A 17,738-nucleotide genomic window follows, 5' to 3' on the forward strand; every position below is an offset into this window, starting at 1 on the left:
GCACCCCGCTGCACCGCCTGCCCCAGGTTACGGCTACCCCCACCCCCCGGGGGTGCACCCCAAATGGGGGGGGGCCGGGGGGGGGGGGGGCCCCGGGGGGGGGGGGGGGCCCGGGGCCACCGCCGTGTGGGGGTGGGCGTGGGGGAGTGGGGGGTCAGTCCCGCTGGTCCTCCGGGAGGCTGATCACCCAGCGGGTGGCCTGCCGGGGGCGCAGGTAGAACAGCCAGTAGAGGGTGGCGAGGGCGGTGATGCCGCCGGTCCACAGCAGCGGTTCGGCGTCCAGCTGGGTCATGACGTAGACCAGGACGACGATCAGCAGCACCGGGACGGCCGGCCACAGCGGCATCCGCCAGGCGGCGGCGTGCTTGTGGTGGCCGCGGCGGGAGAGCAGCGAGGCGATGGCGACCAGCAGGTACATCGCCGTGACGGCGACGCCGGTGATGTTGCTGAGCAGCTCGCCCTTGACGAAGCAGAGCGCGGCGCCGGGCAGGCCCACGGCCAGGGTGGCGATCCACGGGGAGCCGAAGCGGCCGAGGGTGCCGAAGGCCTTGTTGACCGGCTCGGGCCAGGCCTTGTCACGGGCGGAGGCGAACAGCACCCGGGAGTTCTGGATGACCATGACGATGCCGGCGTTGATGATGGCCAGCGCGATGCAGAGGCTGATGAAGGTGCCGACCGCGGAGTTGCTCCAGGCGGTGACCATGCCGGAGATGTCGCCCGAGGTCAGGCTCTGCAGGTCGGGGGCGCCCATGGTGATGGCGGCGACCGGGACCAGGATGATGGCGCTGGACAGGCCGAGGGTCCACAGCACGGTGCGGGAGACGGTGCGGCGGGGGTCCTCCAGCTCCTCGGACAGGTAGACGGCGGTGGAGAAGCCCTGGGTGGCGAACAGCGCGATGCCGAGCGCGCCGATGATGGCGCCGATGCCGACCGGGCTGGCGGCGCCGCCGTCGGTGGAGACCAGGCCGTGCAGCAGGCTCGGGTGGTGGGCGTTGGTGTGGGCGAAGCCGAGCACCGAGACCACGCCGGCCGCGATGACCTCCAGGACCAGGAAGATGCCGGTGATCCAGGCGTTGGCGCGCAGGTCGAGCAGGCCCGCCAGGGTGGCGGCCAGCATCACGGCGGCGCCGGCGATCGGCTTGTCGACGTGCAGGACGGGCGCCAGGTAGTCGGCGGTGCCGAGGGCGATGACCGAGGGGACGATCATCACCACGATGAGCGACTGGATGAAGACCAGCCAGCCCGCGAGCCGCCCGGCCAGGGTGCCGACCATGGCGTACTCGCCGCCGGCGCTGGGGATCAGGGTGCCGAGCTCGGAGTAGCAGAACGCGACCGCGATGCAGAGCACCGAGCCGATCGCGATGGCCAGGGCGGTGGCGCTGCCGATGCTGGAGAACAGCTCCGGCACGATCACGAAGAGCGTCGAGGCCGGGGTGACGCAGGACAGCGTGAGCAGGGTGCCGCCCACGACGCCGATGGAGCGCTTGAGCTGCTGGGGCGCGGCCCCGTCCGCCGTGGCGGCTACGGTCTGTGGCGGGCGAAGCGTGTCGGTCATCTGGATTCCGATCGGCTCTGTGCGGTCCTGGGACGGGAGCGGTATCGCCTCCGCTGGCTGGTCGCTCGGGTCTGTTCCGGTCGCTCCCGGGGCGCAATGGAACCTTGGGCGTATTGATCGCGTCAACGTCGGAACCGCTTCGGAATCCGTTGCGGTGAACGGCATAAACATGCGATCCGATGATCACTTAGGGTCATGGCGCTGTTTGTCCGACTTGTTACTTTGGCTACATCGGCCATGAATCAAAGGTGAACTGCGCATTGCAGGCCGCCATTCAAAGGTGACGGCCTGGACGGGCGAAGACACGCCAGGCGCCATCCGGTGGTGCGACAACTGCCCGGGTGGGTACGGGAACCGCAGCCCCGGCCCGGAAAGACGTAGGTAACGTTTCAGCACCTGGGACGCCGAAGGGGTCGGACTCCGTCGAGTCCGACCCCTTCGATCACGATCCGTAGCGAACGACCCGCTCATGCGCTCCGGTCACTGCACCGGCAGCCAGCCCGTCTGGACCATCTGCCCGTTGGTCGCACGGCGTGACACGTAGATCCCGCGGCCAGGCGGCAGCGCCTGCGGCTTGACCGTTCCCAGCAGCGCGCCCTCGTCCCGGTTGCCGGACAGGATGACGCCCTGCCCGCCCAGCTCGCGCATCCGCTGCATCACCGGCTCGTACATCGAGCGCCCTGCCCCGCCCGCGCTGCGGGCCACGATCACCCGCAGGCCGATGTCCCGGGCGAACGGCAGGAACTCGGCCAGCGGCGCCAGCGGGTTGCCCGAGCTGGTCGCGACCAGCTCGTAGTCGTCGACGATCACGAACATGTCCTTGCCGCTGTACCAGCTGCGGTTGCGCAGCTGCTCGGCGGTCACGTCCGGGCCGGGCAGGCGGCGGGCGCAGGCCCCGCGCAGCATGTCCACGATCGCGGCCATGGCCGGCTGGGCGGCCGCGTACTCCACCAGGTACTCCTGCGGCACGGTGCCCAGCAGCGCGCGCCGGTAGTCGCCGACCACGATGCCCGCCTGGTCCGGGGTGTAGCGCTCGGTGATCTGCTTGACCAGCATGCGCAGCAGCGCGGACTTCCCGGACTCGGTGTCGCCGAACACGATGAACAGCGGGTCGGTCTCGAAGTTGACGAACACCGGCGCCAGCTCGGCCTCGTCCACGCCGAAGGACACGCCGCGCTCCGGGTGCTCGAAGCCCTTCGGCAGCGAGTTCCCGTCCAGGACGGCCGGCAGCATCCGCACCTGCGGGGCGCGCGGGCCGGTCCAGGCCCCGTCGACTGCGCCGACCAGCCCGGCCACGCCGTCCTGGAGGTCGTCCACCGAGGAGGAGCCGTCCAGCCGCGGCAGGCCGCCCAGGAAGTGCAGCCGCTCCGCGGTGATGCCGCGCCCGGCCAGCGGCGGGACGTTCTGCGCCACCCGGCGGTCCACCTCGGACTCCATCGCGTCACCGAGCTTCAGCTCGACGCGGTTCTGCAGCAGGTCCTTCAGCGCCGGGCGCACCTCCGCGTAGCGGGCCGCGGTGATCACCAGGTGGACGCCGTAGCCGAGGCCGCGCTGGGCGATGTCGCCGATCACCGGCTCCAGCCCCTCGAACTCCTGCTTGAAGGTGTTCCACCCGTCGATCATCAGGAACACGTCGCCGAACGCCTCGTCCGGCAGCTGCCCGGCCGCCCGGCGGGCCCGGTACGTCGCGATGGTGTCGATGCCGGTCGCCCGGAACAGTTCCTCGCGCCGGTTCATCACCGCGTGCACCTCGGAGACCATCCGGCGCACCTTGTCCACGTCCAGGCGCCCGGCCACCCCGCCGACGTGCGGCAGGCCGGTCAGTGACTGGAAGCTGCCCGCGCCGAAGTCCAGCAGGTAGAACTGCACCTCGCGCGGGGTGTGGGTGAGGCCGAAGGCGGCCGTCATGGTGCGCAGCACGGTCGACTTGCCGGAGCGCGGCCCGCCCACGATCAGGCCGTGGCCGGCCGCCCCGGAGAAGTCGACCTCCAGGATGTCGGTCTTCTGCTCGCGCGGCTTGTCCACGATGCCGATCGGCGCCCGCAGCCGGCCGCCCGGGTAGCCCGGCGCGGTCAGCCCGCGCTCCGGGACGACCTGCAGCGGCGGCAGCAGGTGGTCGATGCTCGGCGCCTCGTCCAGCGGCGGCAGCCACACCTGGTGCGCCGCCGGGCCCTGGCCGGCCATCCGCTGGACGAACACGTCCAGCACGGTGTCCACCAGCGCGTCGTCCTGCTCCGGCGCCTGCGGCGTCTCCTCCTCCACCGGCTCCGGCGGCAGGTCGACGAAGGCCGAGGTGAACTCCACCGGCCGGGCGTTCACCCGCCGCCCGCCGGTCGACCGCTGCTGCCCCGGCGCCCGGTACGGCCCCGAGACGTACGCGGCCTTGAACCGGTCCATCACGTCCTCGCCGAACTTCAGGTAGCCGACGCCCGGCACCGGCGGCAGGTGGTAGGCGTCCGGCACGCCGATCGCCGCCCGCGACTCGGCCGCCGAGAAGGTGCGCAGACCGATCCGGTACGACAGGTAGGTGTCCAGGCCGCGCAGCTTGCCCTCCTCCAGGCGCTGCGAGGCCAGCAGCAGGTGTACGCCCAGGGAGCGGCCGATCCGGCCGATCTGGATGAACATCTCGATGAAGTCGGGCTTGGCGGTGAGGAGTTCGGAGAACTCGTCGATGATCAGCACCAGCGAGGGCAGCGGGTCCAGCGCTGCGCCGGCCGCCCGGGCCCGTTCGTACTCGTGGATGTTGGCGTAGTTGCCGGAGCGGTGCAGCAGCTCCTGGCGGCGGTGCAGCTCGCCCTCGATCGCGTCGCGCATGCGGTCGACCAGGGTGAGCTCGCCCTCCAGGTTGGTGATCACCGCGGAGGTGTGCGGCATGTCCGCCATGCCGAGGAAGGTCGCGCCGCCCTTGAAGTCGGCGAGTACGAAGTTCAGCGTCTCCGAGGAGTGGGTCATCGCCAGCGCGAGCACCAGCGTGCGCAGCAGCTCCGACTTGCCGGAACCGGTCGCGCCCACGCACAGGCCGTGCGGGCCCATCCCCTCGAGCGCGGCCTCCTTGATGTCCAGGTAGACGTGCTCGCCGTTGGCGCCGACGCCGATCGGCACCCGCATCCGTTCGTGCTGGGCGCGCGGGCGCCAGCTGCGGGCCACGTCGAAGGAGCCCGGATCGCCCGAGTTCATCATGTCGGTGAAGTCCAGGTTGGACAGCAGTGGCTCGTCGTCCCCGCCGGCCGAGGCCCGGTACGGCGCCAACTGCCGTGCCAGCGCCTCGGACTGCCACAGCGAGAGCAGGTCCGGCTTGCCGGCGTACGTCGCCCCGGAGGCCGAACGCAGCACCAGCTCCTGCGGGTTGACCGTCACCATCAGGTGCCCGCTCGGCTCGTCCACCTCGCCGGGGACGACCTCGATGACGGTCACCCCCTGCACGCCCTCGGGGCCGGCCAGCACCGAGTCGTGCGGCACCCCCGCGCCGTCCATGATGACCACCAGGTGCGGCTGGTCCGCCGCGGGTGCCGCGTCCCGGACGAAGCGCTGGCGGCCGGACAGCTCCTCCTGCAGCAGGTACTCCAGCTCGCCCAGGTCATGGGCGCTCAGTCGGCGCGAGCCCGCGCCGTCCGCCTCCTTGCGGTGCTGGTTGTGCGGCAGCCACTTGGTCCAGTCCCACTCCTCGGCCGCGCCGGGCGCCGCGGCGACCGCGATCAGCAGGTCGTCCGGCGAGTGGAGGGTGGTCAGTTGGGCGATCATCGCGCGCACGTTGCCGTACACCGAGTCCGGGTCCCCGCACACCGTGATGTGGTAGAACGCCCGCAGCGAGACCGCCAGCGGAAGGTCCTGGAGGGTGCCGTGGGCCTTCAGGAAGGAGTGCATCGCGGCCGCCGACAGCGGCTCCAGCTCGTCCATCGGCGCGGTCTGCGGCGCCACCAGCGGGGTGGACAGCTGCACCGGCCCGAGACCCACCCGGATCTGCGCGAAGTCGCCGTCCGCCGTCCGCCGCTCCCACAGCCGCCGCCCGTCCTCGACGATCGACCACAGCTGGTCCGGCGCCGGGTTCAGGAACAGCAGCGCGCCGCGCTGGCTCTCCGCCGTGCGGCGCACCTGGCGGCGGGTCTGCTGGAGGTACTTGAGGTAGTCGCGCCGCTCGTCCGCCATCGCGGTCGAACCACCCTTGCGGGCCCGCACGATCTGGGCCAGCACCATGCCGACCGTCGAGACGATCATCAGACCGCCCATGATCTTCATCGGGGGAGCCGCGCCCGGCGAGAAGAAGAACACCGCCGAACCGCCCATGCCGAGCATCGGCAGGATGCTCATCAGCCAGTCCTCGCCGCCCTGCCGGGGCAGTTCGGGCGGACTGACCAGCTCCACCGGCTCGTCCGGCACCGTCGGCGGGTACGCCCTGGCCGGTCGCTTGACCATGATCACACCCATGCGTCATCCACCCCGCGGCGTCGATCGATCACTTCGGCATCAGCCCTCACGCGACTGCGCCCGCTCCGGTACGGGTTCCCGAGACTGAGGACGCCCCACACAGCGCAGCCCCCGTACCACCGTGCGCAGGCGCCGATCCTAACGGTCGCCCCCGCACCGCCCGCCACGCACCACCCGCCACGGCCCGCCCCCGCACCACCCGCCGGGCCCCGCCCCGCAGCGGCGCCGGGCACGAACCGAGCGGGTAGGGTAACGCCGCGCCAACTCGCGGCCCGGCCGGGCCGGTTCCACAGCCAGACCGCGCGCCGCGTGCCGCGGCACCGTCAACAACAGGGGGAGCGCCCAGTGCGTCGAAGGATCGAGGTGCGGCAATGAGCGAGCGGAGCGAGCTCATCATCGAAAGGTGCGTGCGGGCGAGTGCCCCTGCCGAGCGCGGCGAGGCGGGCGCGTGAGTCCTTCAGCTACCGCCACGGGCTACTGCCGGGTGACCGTCGTCGCGCCGGACCGCCGGATCGACGTCGCCCTGCCCGAGGACGTCGCACTCGCCGACGTCTACCCCGAGGTGCTGCGCCTGGCCAACCAGAGCCAGCCCGAGGGCACCCCCACCGGCTTCCACCTGGTCCGCCGCGACGGCACCGTGCTCGACAGCAGCCTGTCACTGGCCGCCCAGCAGGTCCGCGACGGCGACCTGCTGGCGCTGCGCCCCTTCGCCGAGTCCCTGCCGCCCGCCGTCTACGACGACGTCGCCGACGCCATCGCCAGCGCCGTCGAGGCCGACCGCCGGTTCTGGACCGTCGACCTCATGCGTGGCTTCGGCCTGATCGGCGCCGGGGTGCTGCTCACCCTGCTCGGCTTCGCGCTCTGGTTCTCCGACCTGCGCCACGACATGCACAGCCTGCCCGGCGTACTGGCCGGCGTCGCCGCCCTCGTGCTCACCGCGCTCGCCGGGGTCCGCGCCCGGGTCTACGGGGACGCCCCCGCCGCGGTCGCGCTCGGCCTCGGCGCCCTGCCGCACGCCATGATCGCCGGCAGCGGCATCATCGCCGTCGCCCACCGGTGGGACGGCCCCGGCCGGCTCCAGTTCCTGACCGGCTGCGTCACCGTCCTGGTGATCGCCGTGCTGCTGGCCGGACTGCTGCCCACGATGGACGCGGTGTTCGTCGCCGCCGCCTTCGTCGCCACCGCCGGCGCGCTCGCCACCTTCGCCGCCGTGCTGATGCCGGACACCCCGGCCGGGAACATCGCCGCCGTCACCGGAGTCGCCGCCGTCGCCGCGGTCGGCTTCCTGCCCAGCCTCTCCGCCCGGTTCGCCCGGCTGCCCGTCGGCTTCAGCGCCCCCGGGCAGACCCGCACCCGCAGCCGCGACTACGACGAGGAGGCCGAGCGCGCCGAGGCCGTCCAGTACGAGCGGATCGCCCACCAGGCCCGCCGCGGCCACGAGGTGCTGGTCGGCCTGGTCGGCGGCTGCGCCGCGGTCGTGGTCGGCGCCTGCGCCGTCCTCTCCTTCACCGACCGGACCTTCCCCGAACTGCTCGCGCTCGTCCTGGGCATCGCCACCATGCTGCGCGCCCGGCTGTTCCGCTACACCGCGCAGGTCCTCAGCCTCACCGCGGCCGGCCTGCTCGGCCTGTGCCTGCTGATCGTCGGACTGTCCCTGCACACCCCGCAGTTCGTCCTGCGCGCGGCCGGCTCCGGCACCGACCTGGACCTGCGCACCATCTGGCTGACCGCCTCCATCGCCTTCGGTGCCGCGCTGCTCACCGCGATCGCCCTGGTGGTGCCCCGGCTCGGCGTCTCCCCGTTCTGGGGGCGCATCCTGGACCTCGTCGACAGCCTGACCCTGATCTCGCTGGTCCCGCTGGCGCTCGCCGTCCTGAACATCTACCGGCTGGTCCGCGGCGCCACCGGCTGACCCGCGTACCAGTGCCGCCGACCCGCCGACCGGCCGGGTGGGCGGCACTGGTACGCTTGGCCTCCGAGCGCAGCCGTGTGCCCGCCCCTCCGTGGGGCGCAGGCCACGGACCGTGCTCACGATGCCGAGTTCTCGCAGAGTCCTGTGCTGTCGACCAGGACCGCTCGGTAGACCTTGAAGGAGTTGCAGTGGCTCTCGCCTCTGACGTCAAGAAGCAGATCATCGCCGAGTTCGGCCAGAAGGAGGGCGACACCGGCTCCCCCGAGGTCCAGGTCGCCATGCTCTCCCGCCGCATCTCGGACCTGACCGAGCACCTCAAGTTCCACAAGCACGACCACCACTCGCGCCGTGGCCTGCTGATCCTGGTCGGCCAGCGCCGCCGCCTCCTGCAGTACCTGGCCAAGAAGGACATCGAGCGCTTCCGTGCGCTCGTCGACCGCCTGGGCATCCGCCGCGGTGCCGCCGGCGGCGCCCGCTAAGACCGCCGCTCGGGGCGGCTCCCCACACCGGGGAGCCGCCCCTCGCGCGTATGCCGCGGCGGTTCCGCCGCGGCACCCTGGCGCAACAACTCGCGCGCACCTCCCCAGGTGGCCGAGGATTGCACCGTAGGGTTGTGGGCATGCCGGGTGATGGCGCAGCAGCGCGCCACCCGGGCAGCGAGCCCGAACCCCCCGCGGGACGAAGGCTTCAAACGGAAGCCGCCCGCATCCGAGAGAGCGTCCAGACGCGGACCGCCCGTCCCGGCCCGGCAGCCGTGAGGCGCCGGTCCTCGGTAGTGGCCCCCGGAACCCCCGCAGCCGAGCGGGGCCCCCGGAGGCTTCGATCGAAGACCGGCCCGACTGCCGCCCTCCCTGGCGGGAGGGCCCCGGGGCCAACACCAGGCAGTGCGCGGGGACGCTCTCCCGGAGACGTACGAAAGAGGAGATCTTCCAGGTGGAAGAGAACGTGTTCTACGCCGAGGCCGTGATCGACAACGGTTCCTTCGGCACCCGTACCATCCGCTTCGAGACCGGCCGTCTGGCCCGTCAGGCCGCCGGCTCGGCCGTGGCCTACCTGGACGACGACACCATGGTGCTGTCGGCCACCAGCGCGTCCAAGCAGCCGAAGGAGCACTTCGACTTCTTCCCGCTGACCGTGGACGTCGAGGAGCGGATGTACGCCGCGGGCCGCATCCCCGGCTCGTTCTTCCGTCGTGAGGGCCGGCCCTCCGAGGACGCGATCCTCACCTGCCGCCTGATCGACCGCCCGCTGCGCCCGTCCTTCGTCAAGGGCCTGCGCAACGAGGTGCAGGTCGTCTGCACCGTGATGGCGCTCAACCCCGACCACCTGTACGACGTGGTCGCCATCAACGCCGCCTCCGCCTCCACCCAGCTGGCGGGCCTGCCGTTCTCCGGCCCGATCGGCGGCGTGCGCGTCGCCCTGATCAACGGCCAGTGGGTGGCCTTCCCGACCCACAGCGAGCTGGAGTCGGCCGTCTTCGACATGGTCGTCGCCGGTCGTGTCCTGCCGGACGGCGACGTCGCGATCATGATGGTCGAGGCCGAGGCCACCGACAAGACCATCAAGCTGGTCGAGGGCGGCGCCGAGGCGCCGACCGAGGAGGTCGTCGCCTCCGGCCTGGAGGCCGCCAAGCCGTTCATCAAGGTGCTGTGCGCCGCGCAGTCGCAGCTGGCCGCCCAGGCCGCCAAGCCGACCGCCGAGTTCCCGGTCTTCCTGGACTACCAGGACGACGTCCTCGCCGCGCTGACCGCCGCCGTCAAGGACGAGCTGGCCCAGGCCCTGACCATCCCGGGCAAGCAGGAGCGCAACAACGAGCTGGACCGCGTCAAGGCCGTCGCGGCCGAGAAGCTGCTCCCCGAGTTCGAGGGTCGCGAGAAGGAGATCAGCGCCGCCTACAACGCGCTGACCAAGAAGATCGTCCGCGAGCGCGTCATCAAGGACAAGGTCCGCATCGACGGCCGTGGCGTCACCGACATCCGCACCCTGGCCGCCGAGGTCGAGGCCATCCCGCGCGTCCACGGCTCGGCGCTGTTCGAGCGCGGCGAGACCCAGATCCTGGGTGTCACCACGCTGAACATGCTCCGGATGGAGCAGCAGCTCGACACGCTCTCCCCGGAGACGCGTCGCCGCTACATGCACAACTACAACTTCCCGCCGTACTCGGTCGGCGAGACCGGCCGCGTGGGCTCGCCCAAGCGCCGCGAGATCGGCCACGGCGCCCTGGCCGAGCGCGCCATCCTGCCGGTCCTGCCGACCCGCGAGGAGTTCCCGTACGCCATCCGCCAGGTCTCCGAGGCGCTCGGCTCCAACGGCTCGACCTCGATGGGCTCGGTCTGCGCCTCGACCATGTCGCTGCTGAACGCCGGTGTGCCGCTGAAGGCCGCCGTCGCCGGCATCGCCATGGGCCTGATCTCCCAGGAGATCGACGGTGAGACCCACTACGTCGCGCTGACCGACATCCTGGGTGCCGAGGACGCGTACGGCGACATGGACTTCAAGGTCGCCGGTACCCGCAACTTCATCACCGCGCTGCAGCTGGACACCAAGCTGAACGGCATCCCGGCCTCCGTGCTGGCCGCCGCCCTGAAGCAGGCCCGCGACGCCCGCCTGCACATCCTCGACGTGATGAACGAGGCCATCGACTCGCCCGACGAGATGTCCCCGAACGCGCCGCGCATCATCACCATCAAGATCCCGGTGGACAAGATCGGCGAGGTCATCGGCCCCAAGGGCAAGATGATCAACCAGATCCAGGAGGACACCGGCGCCGAGATCACGATCGAGGACGACGGCACCATCTACATCGGTGCCGCCGACGGCCCGGCCGCCGAGGCCGCCCGCACCACGATCAACCAGATCGCCAACCCGACCATGCCGGAGGTCGGCGAGCGCTACCTGGGCACCGTGGTCAAGACCACGACGTTCGGCGCGTTCGTCTCGCTCATGCCGGGCAAGGACGGCCTGCTGCACATCTCGCAGATCCGCAAGCTGGCCGGCGGCAAGCGCGTGGAGAACGTCGAGGACGTCCTCGGCGTCGGCGCCAAGGTGCAGGTCGAGATCGCCGAGATCGACCCGCGCGGCAAGCTCTCCCTGATCCCGGTCATCGAGGGCGAGGAAGCCGGCGAGGCCGCTTCCGAGTGAAGCGCCGCTAGCTGACCCTTGCGGCCCGTACGCCTCCCGGCGTGCGGGCCGCACCCTGTTGTCCACGCGTTCGTCCGTACGTGCCGTTGCACGTGCGTTTCCTCTGGAGGTACCCACCGTGGCCCAGGCCCCGGCGGTAAAGCAGCGTCCCGGCAGCACCCGGACCCTGCTCAAGGGCGTCGACGGCGTCGGCACGGTGCGCCGCTCCGTCCTGCCCGGCGGCCTGCGGGTCGTCACCGAGACCCTGCCGACGGTGCGCTCCGCGACCTTCGGCATCTGGGTCGGCGTCGGCTCGCGGGACGAGACCCCGCAGCTCAACGGCGCGACCCACTACCTGGAGCACCTGCTCTTCAAGGGCACCGAGCGGCGCAGCGCGCTGGACATCTCGGCGGCCCTGGACGCGGTCGGCGGCGAGATGAACGCCTTCACCGCGAAGGAGAACACCTGCTACTACGCCCGGGTCCTGGACACCGACCTGCCGCTGGCCATCGACGTGGTCTGCGACATGCTCACCGGCTCGCTGATCCGCTCCGAGGACGTCGACGCCGAGCGCGGCGTCATCCTCGAGGAGATGGCGATGGCCGAGGACGACCCGGGCGACGTGGTCCACGACCTGTTCGCCAAGGTGATCTTCGGCAGCGGCCCGCTCGGCCGCCCGATCCTCGGCACCCAGGAGACCATCAAGGCACTCACCCGGGACCAGATCGCCGGTTTCTACCACCGCCGCTACCGCCCGGAGAACCTGGTCGTCGCCGCGGCCGGCAACCTCGACCACCGCAAGGTGGTCAAGCAGGTCGAGCAGGCCTTCGCCCCGGTGCTGGCCCGCTCCACCGCGGCGCCCGCCGAGGCCCGCCGCGGCGTCAAGGCGCTGCGCACGGCCGGCAAGCTCGAGGTGCTCAACCGCTCCACCGAGCAGGCCCACCTGGTGCTGGGCGTGCCCGGGGTGCCCCGGCACGACGAGCGCCGCTGGGCGATGGGCGTGCTCAACGCGGCCCTGGGCGGCGGGATGAGCTCCCGGCTGTTCCAGGAGGTCCGGGAGAAGCGCGGCCTGGCGTACTCGGTCTACTCGTACTCCTCCTCCTACGCGGACAGCGGCCTGTTCGGCATCTACGCCGGCTGCCAGCCCAAGCGGGTCGAGGAGGTGCTGCGGATCTGCCGGGAGGAGCTGGCCAAGGTGGTCGCCGAGGGCATCACCGAGGAGGAGCTGCACCGCGCGATCGGGCAGATCTCCGGCTCCACCGTGCTCGGCATGGAGGACACCGGCTCCCTGATGAACCGGATCGGCAAGGCCGAACTCAGCTACGGGCACCACCTGTCGGTGGACGACATGCTGGAGCGGATCGCGGCGGTGACCCTGGAGGACGTCCACGCGGTGGCCCGTGATGTGCTGGGCGCGTACCGGCCGTCGCTGGCGCTGATCGGTCCGGTCAACGACAAGCGGGCCGCGAAGCTCGCCGATCTGCTGGTCTGAGAGGAATTCGCTATGACGCTGCGTGTCGCCGTGATCGGCGCCAGGGGACGGATCGGCTCCGAGGCGGTCAAGGCCGTCGAGGCCGCGCCGGACCTGGAGCTGGTCGCCGCCCTCGGGCGGGACTCGAAGCTGGAGGAGCTGACCGGGGCCGGGGCCCAGGTCGCCGTCGAGCTGACCCACCCGGACTCGGTGATGGGCAACCTCGACTACTGCCTCCGCAACGGCATCCACGTGGTCACCGGCACCACCGGCTGGACGGACGAGCGGCTCGCCACCGTCCGCGGCCGGCTGGCGGAGGCCCCGGACCTCGGCCTGCTGATCGCGCCGAACTTCTCCATCGGCGCGATCCTCGGCATGAAGTTCTCCCAGATCGCCGCCCGGTACTTCGAGTCGGTCGAGGTGATCGAGCTGCACCACGACCGCAAGGCCGACGCCCCCAGCGGCACCGCCACCCGCACCGCCCAGCTGATCGCCGCCGCCCGCGCCGAGGCCGGCCGGCCGGCGCAGCAGGACCCGACCACCCACAGCCTGCCCGGCGCGCGCGGCGCCGACGTGGACGGGGTGCCGGTACACGCCGTACGGCTGCGCGGCCTGCTCGCCCACCAGCAGGTGATGTTCGGCGACACCGGCGAGACGCTCACCATCCGGCACGACTCGCTGCACCACAGCAGCTTCATGCCGGGCATCCTGCTGGGCGTGCGCAAGGTCGTCGAGACCCCGGGGCTGACCTTCGGCCTCGAACACTTCCTGGACCTGTGAGCCCCTCATGACCTCCCGTACCGGTTTCTTCGTCCTGTCCGGCGTGCTGCTGCTGGTCGCCCTGCTCTGCGTGGGGGAGGGCGTGCAGCTGATCGCCACCGGCAAGCCGCTCGGCATCGGCATCGGCCTGTGCGCCTTCGTGATCCCGCTGATCGGTGTCTGGTTCCTGCGCCAGACCGTCCGCTTCGGCCGGGCCAGCGAGCAGCTCGCCCGGGAGCTGGAGGCCGAGGGCGGCCTGCCGGTCGACGAGCTGAAGCGCACCACCGGCGGGCGGATCGACCGGGCCTCGGCCGACGCGGTGTTCGCCCGCCGCCAGACCGAGGCGGAGGCCGCGCCGGGCGACTGGCGGGTCTGGTTCCGCCTCGCCGTGGCCTACGCCGACGCCGGCGACACCCCGCGCGCCCGCAAGACCATGCAGCACGCCATCAGGCTGCACAGCACCGAACCCGCAAGGAGTAACGCGTGAGCGACGAACCGACGGCCCCCAGCTTCCGCAGCGACGTGACGGTGGAGCTGGTCCGCAGCGCCGCCGCGGACTCGGACGTCATCTGGTCGGCCCGGGTGTCGACCGCGGGGGAGCAGTCCCTGGAGGCGCTCCAGCAGGACCCGGAGAAGTCCCGGGGCCTGATCAACTTCCTGATGCGCGACCGGCACGGCACGCCGTTCGAGCACAACTCGATGACCTTCTTCATCAGCGCGCCGATCTTCGTGTTCCGTGAGTTCCACCGTCACCGCAGCGGCTGGTCGTACAACGAGGAGTCCGGCCGCTACCGCGAGCTGGAGCCGGTCTTCTACGTCCCGTCCGAGGACCGCAAGCTGGTCCAGCAGGGCCGCCCGGGCAAGTACGAGTTCCACGAGGGCACCCCCGAGCAGCACAGGACCACCACCGGGGCGATGGAGGCCGCGTACCGCGAGTCCTACGCCCGCTACCAGGAGATGCTGGCGGCCGGCGTGGCCCGCGAGGTGGCCCGCGCGGTGCTGCCGGTCGGCCTGTTCTCCTCGATGTACGCGACCTGCAACGCGCGTTCGCTGATGCACTTCCTCTCGCTGCGCACCCGGCGGGAGAACTCGGCGGTGCCGTCCTTCCCGCAGCGCGAGATCGAGATGGTCGCCGAGCAGATGGAGGAGCAGTGGGCGCAGCTCATGCCGCTCACCCATGCGGCCTTCGAGAAGCACGGCCGAGTCGCCCCCTGACCTGGGACGACGGGCATATGGGCAGAGTGCGTGGCATGTCTGGATTGCGGCTTTTCTAGCCGCTCCCTACATTCGTGACCACGGATTCCGGTGCTGCCCGAACCCCCGAGCGGGCAGCACCGGAGTCCCATTTCCCCACCGCCCGCCTGCTCGACCTGTCCGAACCATGGACCGGCATGGGTACCGTCCCACCGCCTACGAGTAGCTTTGGACGCATGGCTCCGACCTCCACCCCCCAGACGCCGTTCGGCCGGGTGCTGACCGCGATGGTCACCCCGTTCACCGCCGACGGCGCACTCGACCTCGACGGCGCCCAGCGCCTCGCCACGCACCTCGTCGACTCCGGGAACGACGGCCTCGTCGTCAACGGCACCACCGGTGAGTCCCCGACCACCAGCGACGCCGAGAAGGCCCAGCTCGTCCGCGCCGTGGTGGAGGCGGTCGGGGATCGCGCCCACGTGGTGGCCGGGGTCGGCACGAACGACACCCACCACAGCGTCGAGCTGGCCCGGCAGGCGGAGGCCGCCGGGGCGCACGGGCTGCTGGTCGTCACGCCGTACTACAACAAGCCCCCGCAGGAGGGCCTGTACCGGCACTTCACGCAGGTCGCCGACGCCACCGGGCTGCCGGTCATGACGTACGACATCCCGGGCCGCAGCGGGGTCGCGCTGAGCCACGAGACCCTGGTCCGCCTGGGCGAGCACCCGCGGATCGTCGCCAACAAGGACGCCAAGGGCGACCTGGGCGCCGCGGCCTGGGCGATCGCCCGTGCCGACCTCGCCTGGTACTCCGGCGACGACATCCTCAACCTGCCGCTGCTGGCCGTCGGAGCCGTCGGCGTGGTCAGCGTCGTCGGGCACGTGGTGGCCGGCGAGCTGAAGTCGATGATCGAGGCCCACCTGGGCGGCGATGTGGCCAAGGCCACCGCGGTCCACCAGAGCCTGCTGCCGGTGTTCACCGGTATGTTCCGCACCCAGGGCGTGATCCTCACCAAGGCCGCGCTGGACCTCCAGGGCCTGCCGGCCGGGCCGCTGCGGCTGCCGCTGGTCGGCGCGACGCCCGAGGAGATCGACCGATTGAAGCAGGATCTCGCCGCCGGCGGGGTACACCTGTAACAGACACAGACGTGCGCGCCCCCGGCTCGCCGGACCCGCCCGGGTCCGCCGCTGGACCGGACCGAAGGCGCGAGAGCACCGACCCAGTAGGAAAACGACACTGAGTACGCACGCCATATGTCTCCAGGGGAGGACCCCGGGCATATGGCGTGCGTCGTGAGGAGAGTCTTTTGAGCCACCCGCATCCCGAGCTCGGCGCGCCCCCGGCCCTGAAGGAGGGCGCCCTCCGCATCACTCCGCTCGGCGGCCTCGGCGAGATCGGCCGCAACATGACGGTCTTCGAGTACGGGGACCGCATCCTGATCGTCGACTGCGGCGTCCTCTTCCCCGAGGACGAGCAGCCGGGCGTGGACCTGATCCTCCCGGACTTCAGCTACATCCGGGACCGCCTCGACAAGGTCGACGGCATCGTCCTCACCCACGGGCACGAGGACCACATCGGGGCCGTCCCCTTCCTCCTCCGGGAGAACCCGGACATCCCGCTGATCGGTTCGAAGCTGACCCTCGCCCTGATCGAGGCCAAGCTCGCCGAGCACCGCATCCGGCCGTACGTGCTGGAGGTGAAGGAGGGCCAGCGCGAGCGCATCGGCCCCTTCGACTGCGAGTTCATCGCGGTCAACCACTCCATCCCGGACGCCCTCGCCGTGGCCGTCCGCACCCCCGCCGGCATGGTCGTGGCCACCGGTGACTTCAAGATGGACCAGCTGCCGCTGGACGGCCGCCTGACCGACCTGCCGACCTTCGCCAAGCTGGCCGAGGAGGGCATGGACCTGCTGCTGGTGGACTCCACCAACGCCGAGGTCCCCGGCTTCATCCCGCACGAGCGGGACATCTCGGCGGCCCTGCGGAACGTCTTCGCCAACGCCGACAAGCGCATCATCGTCGCCTCCTTCGCCAGCCACGTGCACCGCATCCAGCAGGTGCTGGACGCCGCCCACGAGTACAAGCGCAAGGTCGCCTTCGTCGGCCGCTCGATGGTCCGCAACATGGGCATCGCCCGCGACCTCGGCTACCTGAAGGTCCCCGGCAACATGGTCGTCGACGTCAAGCAGCTGGACGACCTGCCGGACAAGGAGGTCGTGCTGATCTGCACCGGCTCGCAGGGCGAGCCGATGGCGGCGCTGTCCCGGATGGCCAACCGCGACCACCAGATCCGCATCGTCGAGGGCGACACCGTCGTCCTGGCGTCCTCGCTCATCCCGGGCAACGAGAACGCCGTCTACCGCGTGATCAACGGTCTGACCCGCTGGGGCGCCAAGGTCGTGCACAAGGGCAACGCCAAGGTGCACGTCTCCGGCCACGCCTCGGCCGGCGAGCTGCTGTACTTCTTCAACATCTGCAAGCCGCGCAACCTGATGCCGGTCCACGGCGAGTGGCGCCACCTGCGGGCCGCCGCCGAGCTGGGCATCGCGACCGGCGTGCCGCGCAACCGCGTGGTCATCGCCGAGGACGGCGTCTGCGTCGACCTGGAGAAGGGCGTCGCCCGGATCACCGGCAAGGTGCAGGCCGGCTACGTCTACGTGGACGGCGCCTCGGTCGGCGACATCACCGAGGCCTCGCTCAAGGACCGCAAGATCCTCGGCGAGGAGGGCTTCATCTCGGTCTTCGTCGCAGTCGACTCGACCAACGGCAAGATCGTCGGCGGCCCGACCATCCAGGCCCGCGGCTCCGGCATCGACGACAACGCCTTCGTGCCGGTCGCCTCCAAGCTCCAGGAGGCCCTGGACCGCTCGGCGAGCGACGGCGTGCTGGAGCCCCGCCAGGTGCAGCAGCTCGTCCGCCGGACCATCGGCAAGTGGGTCGCGGACAACTACCGTCGCCGGCCGATGATCCTGCCGGTCGTCGTCGAGGTCTGAGCCGCTGCGCGGAGTCCCGTAGGGCTCCGCTGAGGCTGGTTTGACGTGGGGCGACCCGGTGCGTAATGTTCTCCGGGTTGCCCCACGGGACGAGCCCCAAGGAAGTCCTCGAATGCGAATTCGAGAACGGCCGGGAAAACGGACCGAGAAACTCTGATAGAGTTCGGGAGCGCCGAAAGGCGAAAGCCAAATCGGATGAAGGAAACTCCGGAAAGCGGAGCGGAAAACATCTGATAAGCTGGAAACACGAAAGAACGAAGCGCCCGGAGGGCCCGCTGGAAGGCGGTCCGAAGGAAGCGTCCGTTCCTTG

Annotated in this window: 11 protein-coding genes; 9 read left to right on the plus strand and 2 right to left on the minus strand. The window is 71.2% G+C overall.

What is annotated here, in order from left to right; translation table 11 throughout:
* Positions 1 to 154: 154 nt before the first annotated feature.
* Positions 155 to 1,555 carry an APC family permease gene (locus ACH4J0_RS41000; protein ID WP_396246300.1) on the minus strand — a complete coding sequence of 467 codons (1,401 nt, stop codon included), beginning with the start codon at positions 1,553 to 1,555 and terminating at the stop codon, positions 155 to 157.
* A 480-nt stretch (positions 1,556 to 2,035) separates the two neighbouring features.
* Complete coding sequence (eccCa, locus tag ACH4J0_RS41005) at positions 2,036 to 5,980, minus strand: type VII secretion protein EccCa (RefSeq protein WP_396246301.1); 3,945 nt, start codon at positions 5,978 to 5,980, stop codon at positions 2,036 to 2,038.
* Positions 5,981 to 6,428: 448 nt separating this feature from the next.
* On the opposite strand from eccCa, the gene eccD reads away from it, so the two are divergent.
* From eccD to ACH4J0_RS41050, 9 genes are all read left to right on the plus strand, one after another.
* On the plus strand, positions 6,429 to 7,892 hold the full coding sequence (gene eccD / locus ACH4J0_RS41010) for a type VII secretion integral membrane protein EccD (protein ID WP_396246302.1): 1,464 nt from the start codon (positions 6,429 to 6,431) through the stop codon (positions 7,890 to 7,892).
* A 188-nt stretch (positions 7,893 to 8,080) separates the two neighbouring features.
* Entirely contained in the window at positions 8,081 to 8,371 is a 291-nt protein-coding gene (gene rpsO / locus ACH4J0_RS41015; RefSeq protein WP_396246303.1) for a 30S ribosomal protein S15, read from the plus strand.
* Positions 8,372 to 8,825: 454 nt separating this feature from the next.
* Positions 8,826 to 11,033 (plus strand): polyribonucleotide nucleotidyltransferase, encoded by a 2,208-nt coding sequence (locus ACH4J0_RS41020; protein WP_396246304.1) that lies wholly within the window; start codon positions 8,826 to 8,828, stop codon positions 11,031 to 11,033.
* Positions 11,034 to 11,091: 58 nt separating this feature from the next.
* Positions 11,092 to 12,504 (plus strand): M16 family metallopeptidase, encoded by a 1,413-nt coding sequence (locus ACH4J0_RS41025; RefSeq protein WP_396246305.1) that lies wholly within the window; start codon positions 11,092 to 11,094, stop codon positions 12,502 to 12,504.
* A 12-nt stretch (positions 12,505 to 12,516) separates the two neighbouring features.
* Entirely contained in the window at positions 12,517 to 13,263 is a 747-nt protein-coding gene (dapB, locus tag ACH4J0_RS41030) for a 4-hydroxy-tetrahydrodipicolinate reductase (protein WP_396246306.1), read from the plus strand.
* 7 nt (positions 13,264 to 13,270) lie between these two features.
* Positions 13,271 to 13,729, plus strand: a complete 459-nt coding sequence (locus ACH4J0_RS41035) for a hypothetical protein (protein ID WP_396246307.1) — start codon at positions 13,271 to 13,273, stop codon at positions 13,727 to 13,729.
* A complete protein-coding gene (gene thyX / locus ACH4J0_RS41040; protein ID WP_030289914.1) occupies positions 13,726 to 14,457 on the plus strand; it encodes an FAD-dependent thymidylate synthase in 732 nt (243 codons plus the stop codon). The genes ACH4J0_RS41035 and thyX overlap by 4 nt, the downstream gene beginning before the upstream one ends.
* Before the next feature lie 215 nt (positions 14,458 to 14,672).
* A complete protein-coding gene (gene dapA, locus ACH4J0_RS41045; RefSeq protein ID WP_396246308.1) occupies positions 14,673 to 15,572 on the plus strand; it encodes a 4-hydroxy-tetrahydrodipicolinate synthase in 900 nt (299 codons plus the stop codon).
* Between the two features lie 170 nt (positions 15,573 to 15,742).
* Positions 15,743 to 17,428, plus strand: a complete 1,686-nt coding sequence (locus ACH4J0_RS41050) for a ribonuclease J (protein WP_396246309.1) — start codon at positions 15,743 to 15,745, stop codon at positions 17,426 to 17,428.
* Positions 17,429 to 17,738 lie beyond the last annotated feature (310 nt).

This window comes from Kitasatospora sp. NPDC017646, from assembly GCF_044329365.1.
GTDB lineage: Bacteria > Actinomycetota > Actinomycetes > Streptomycetales > Streptomycetaceae > Kitasatospora.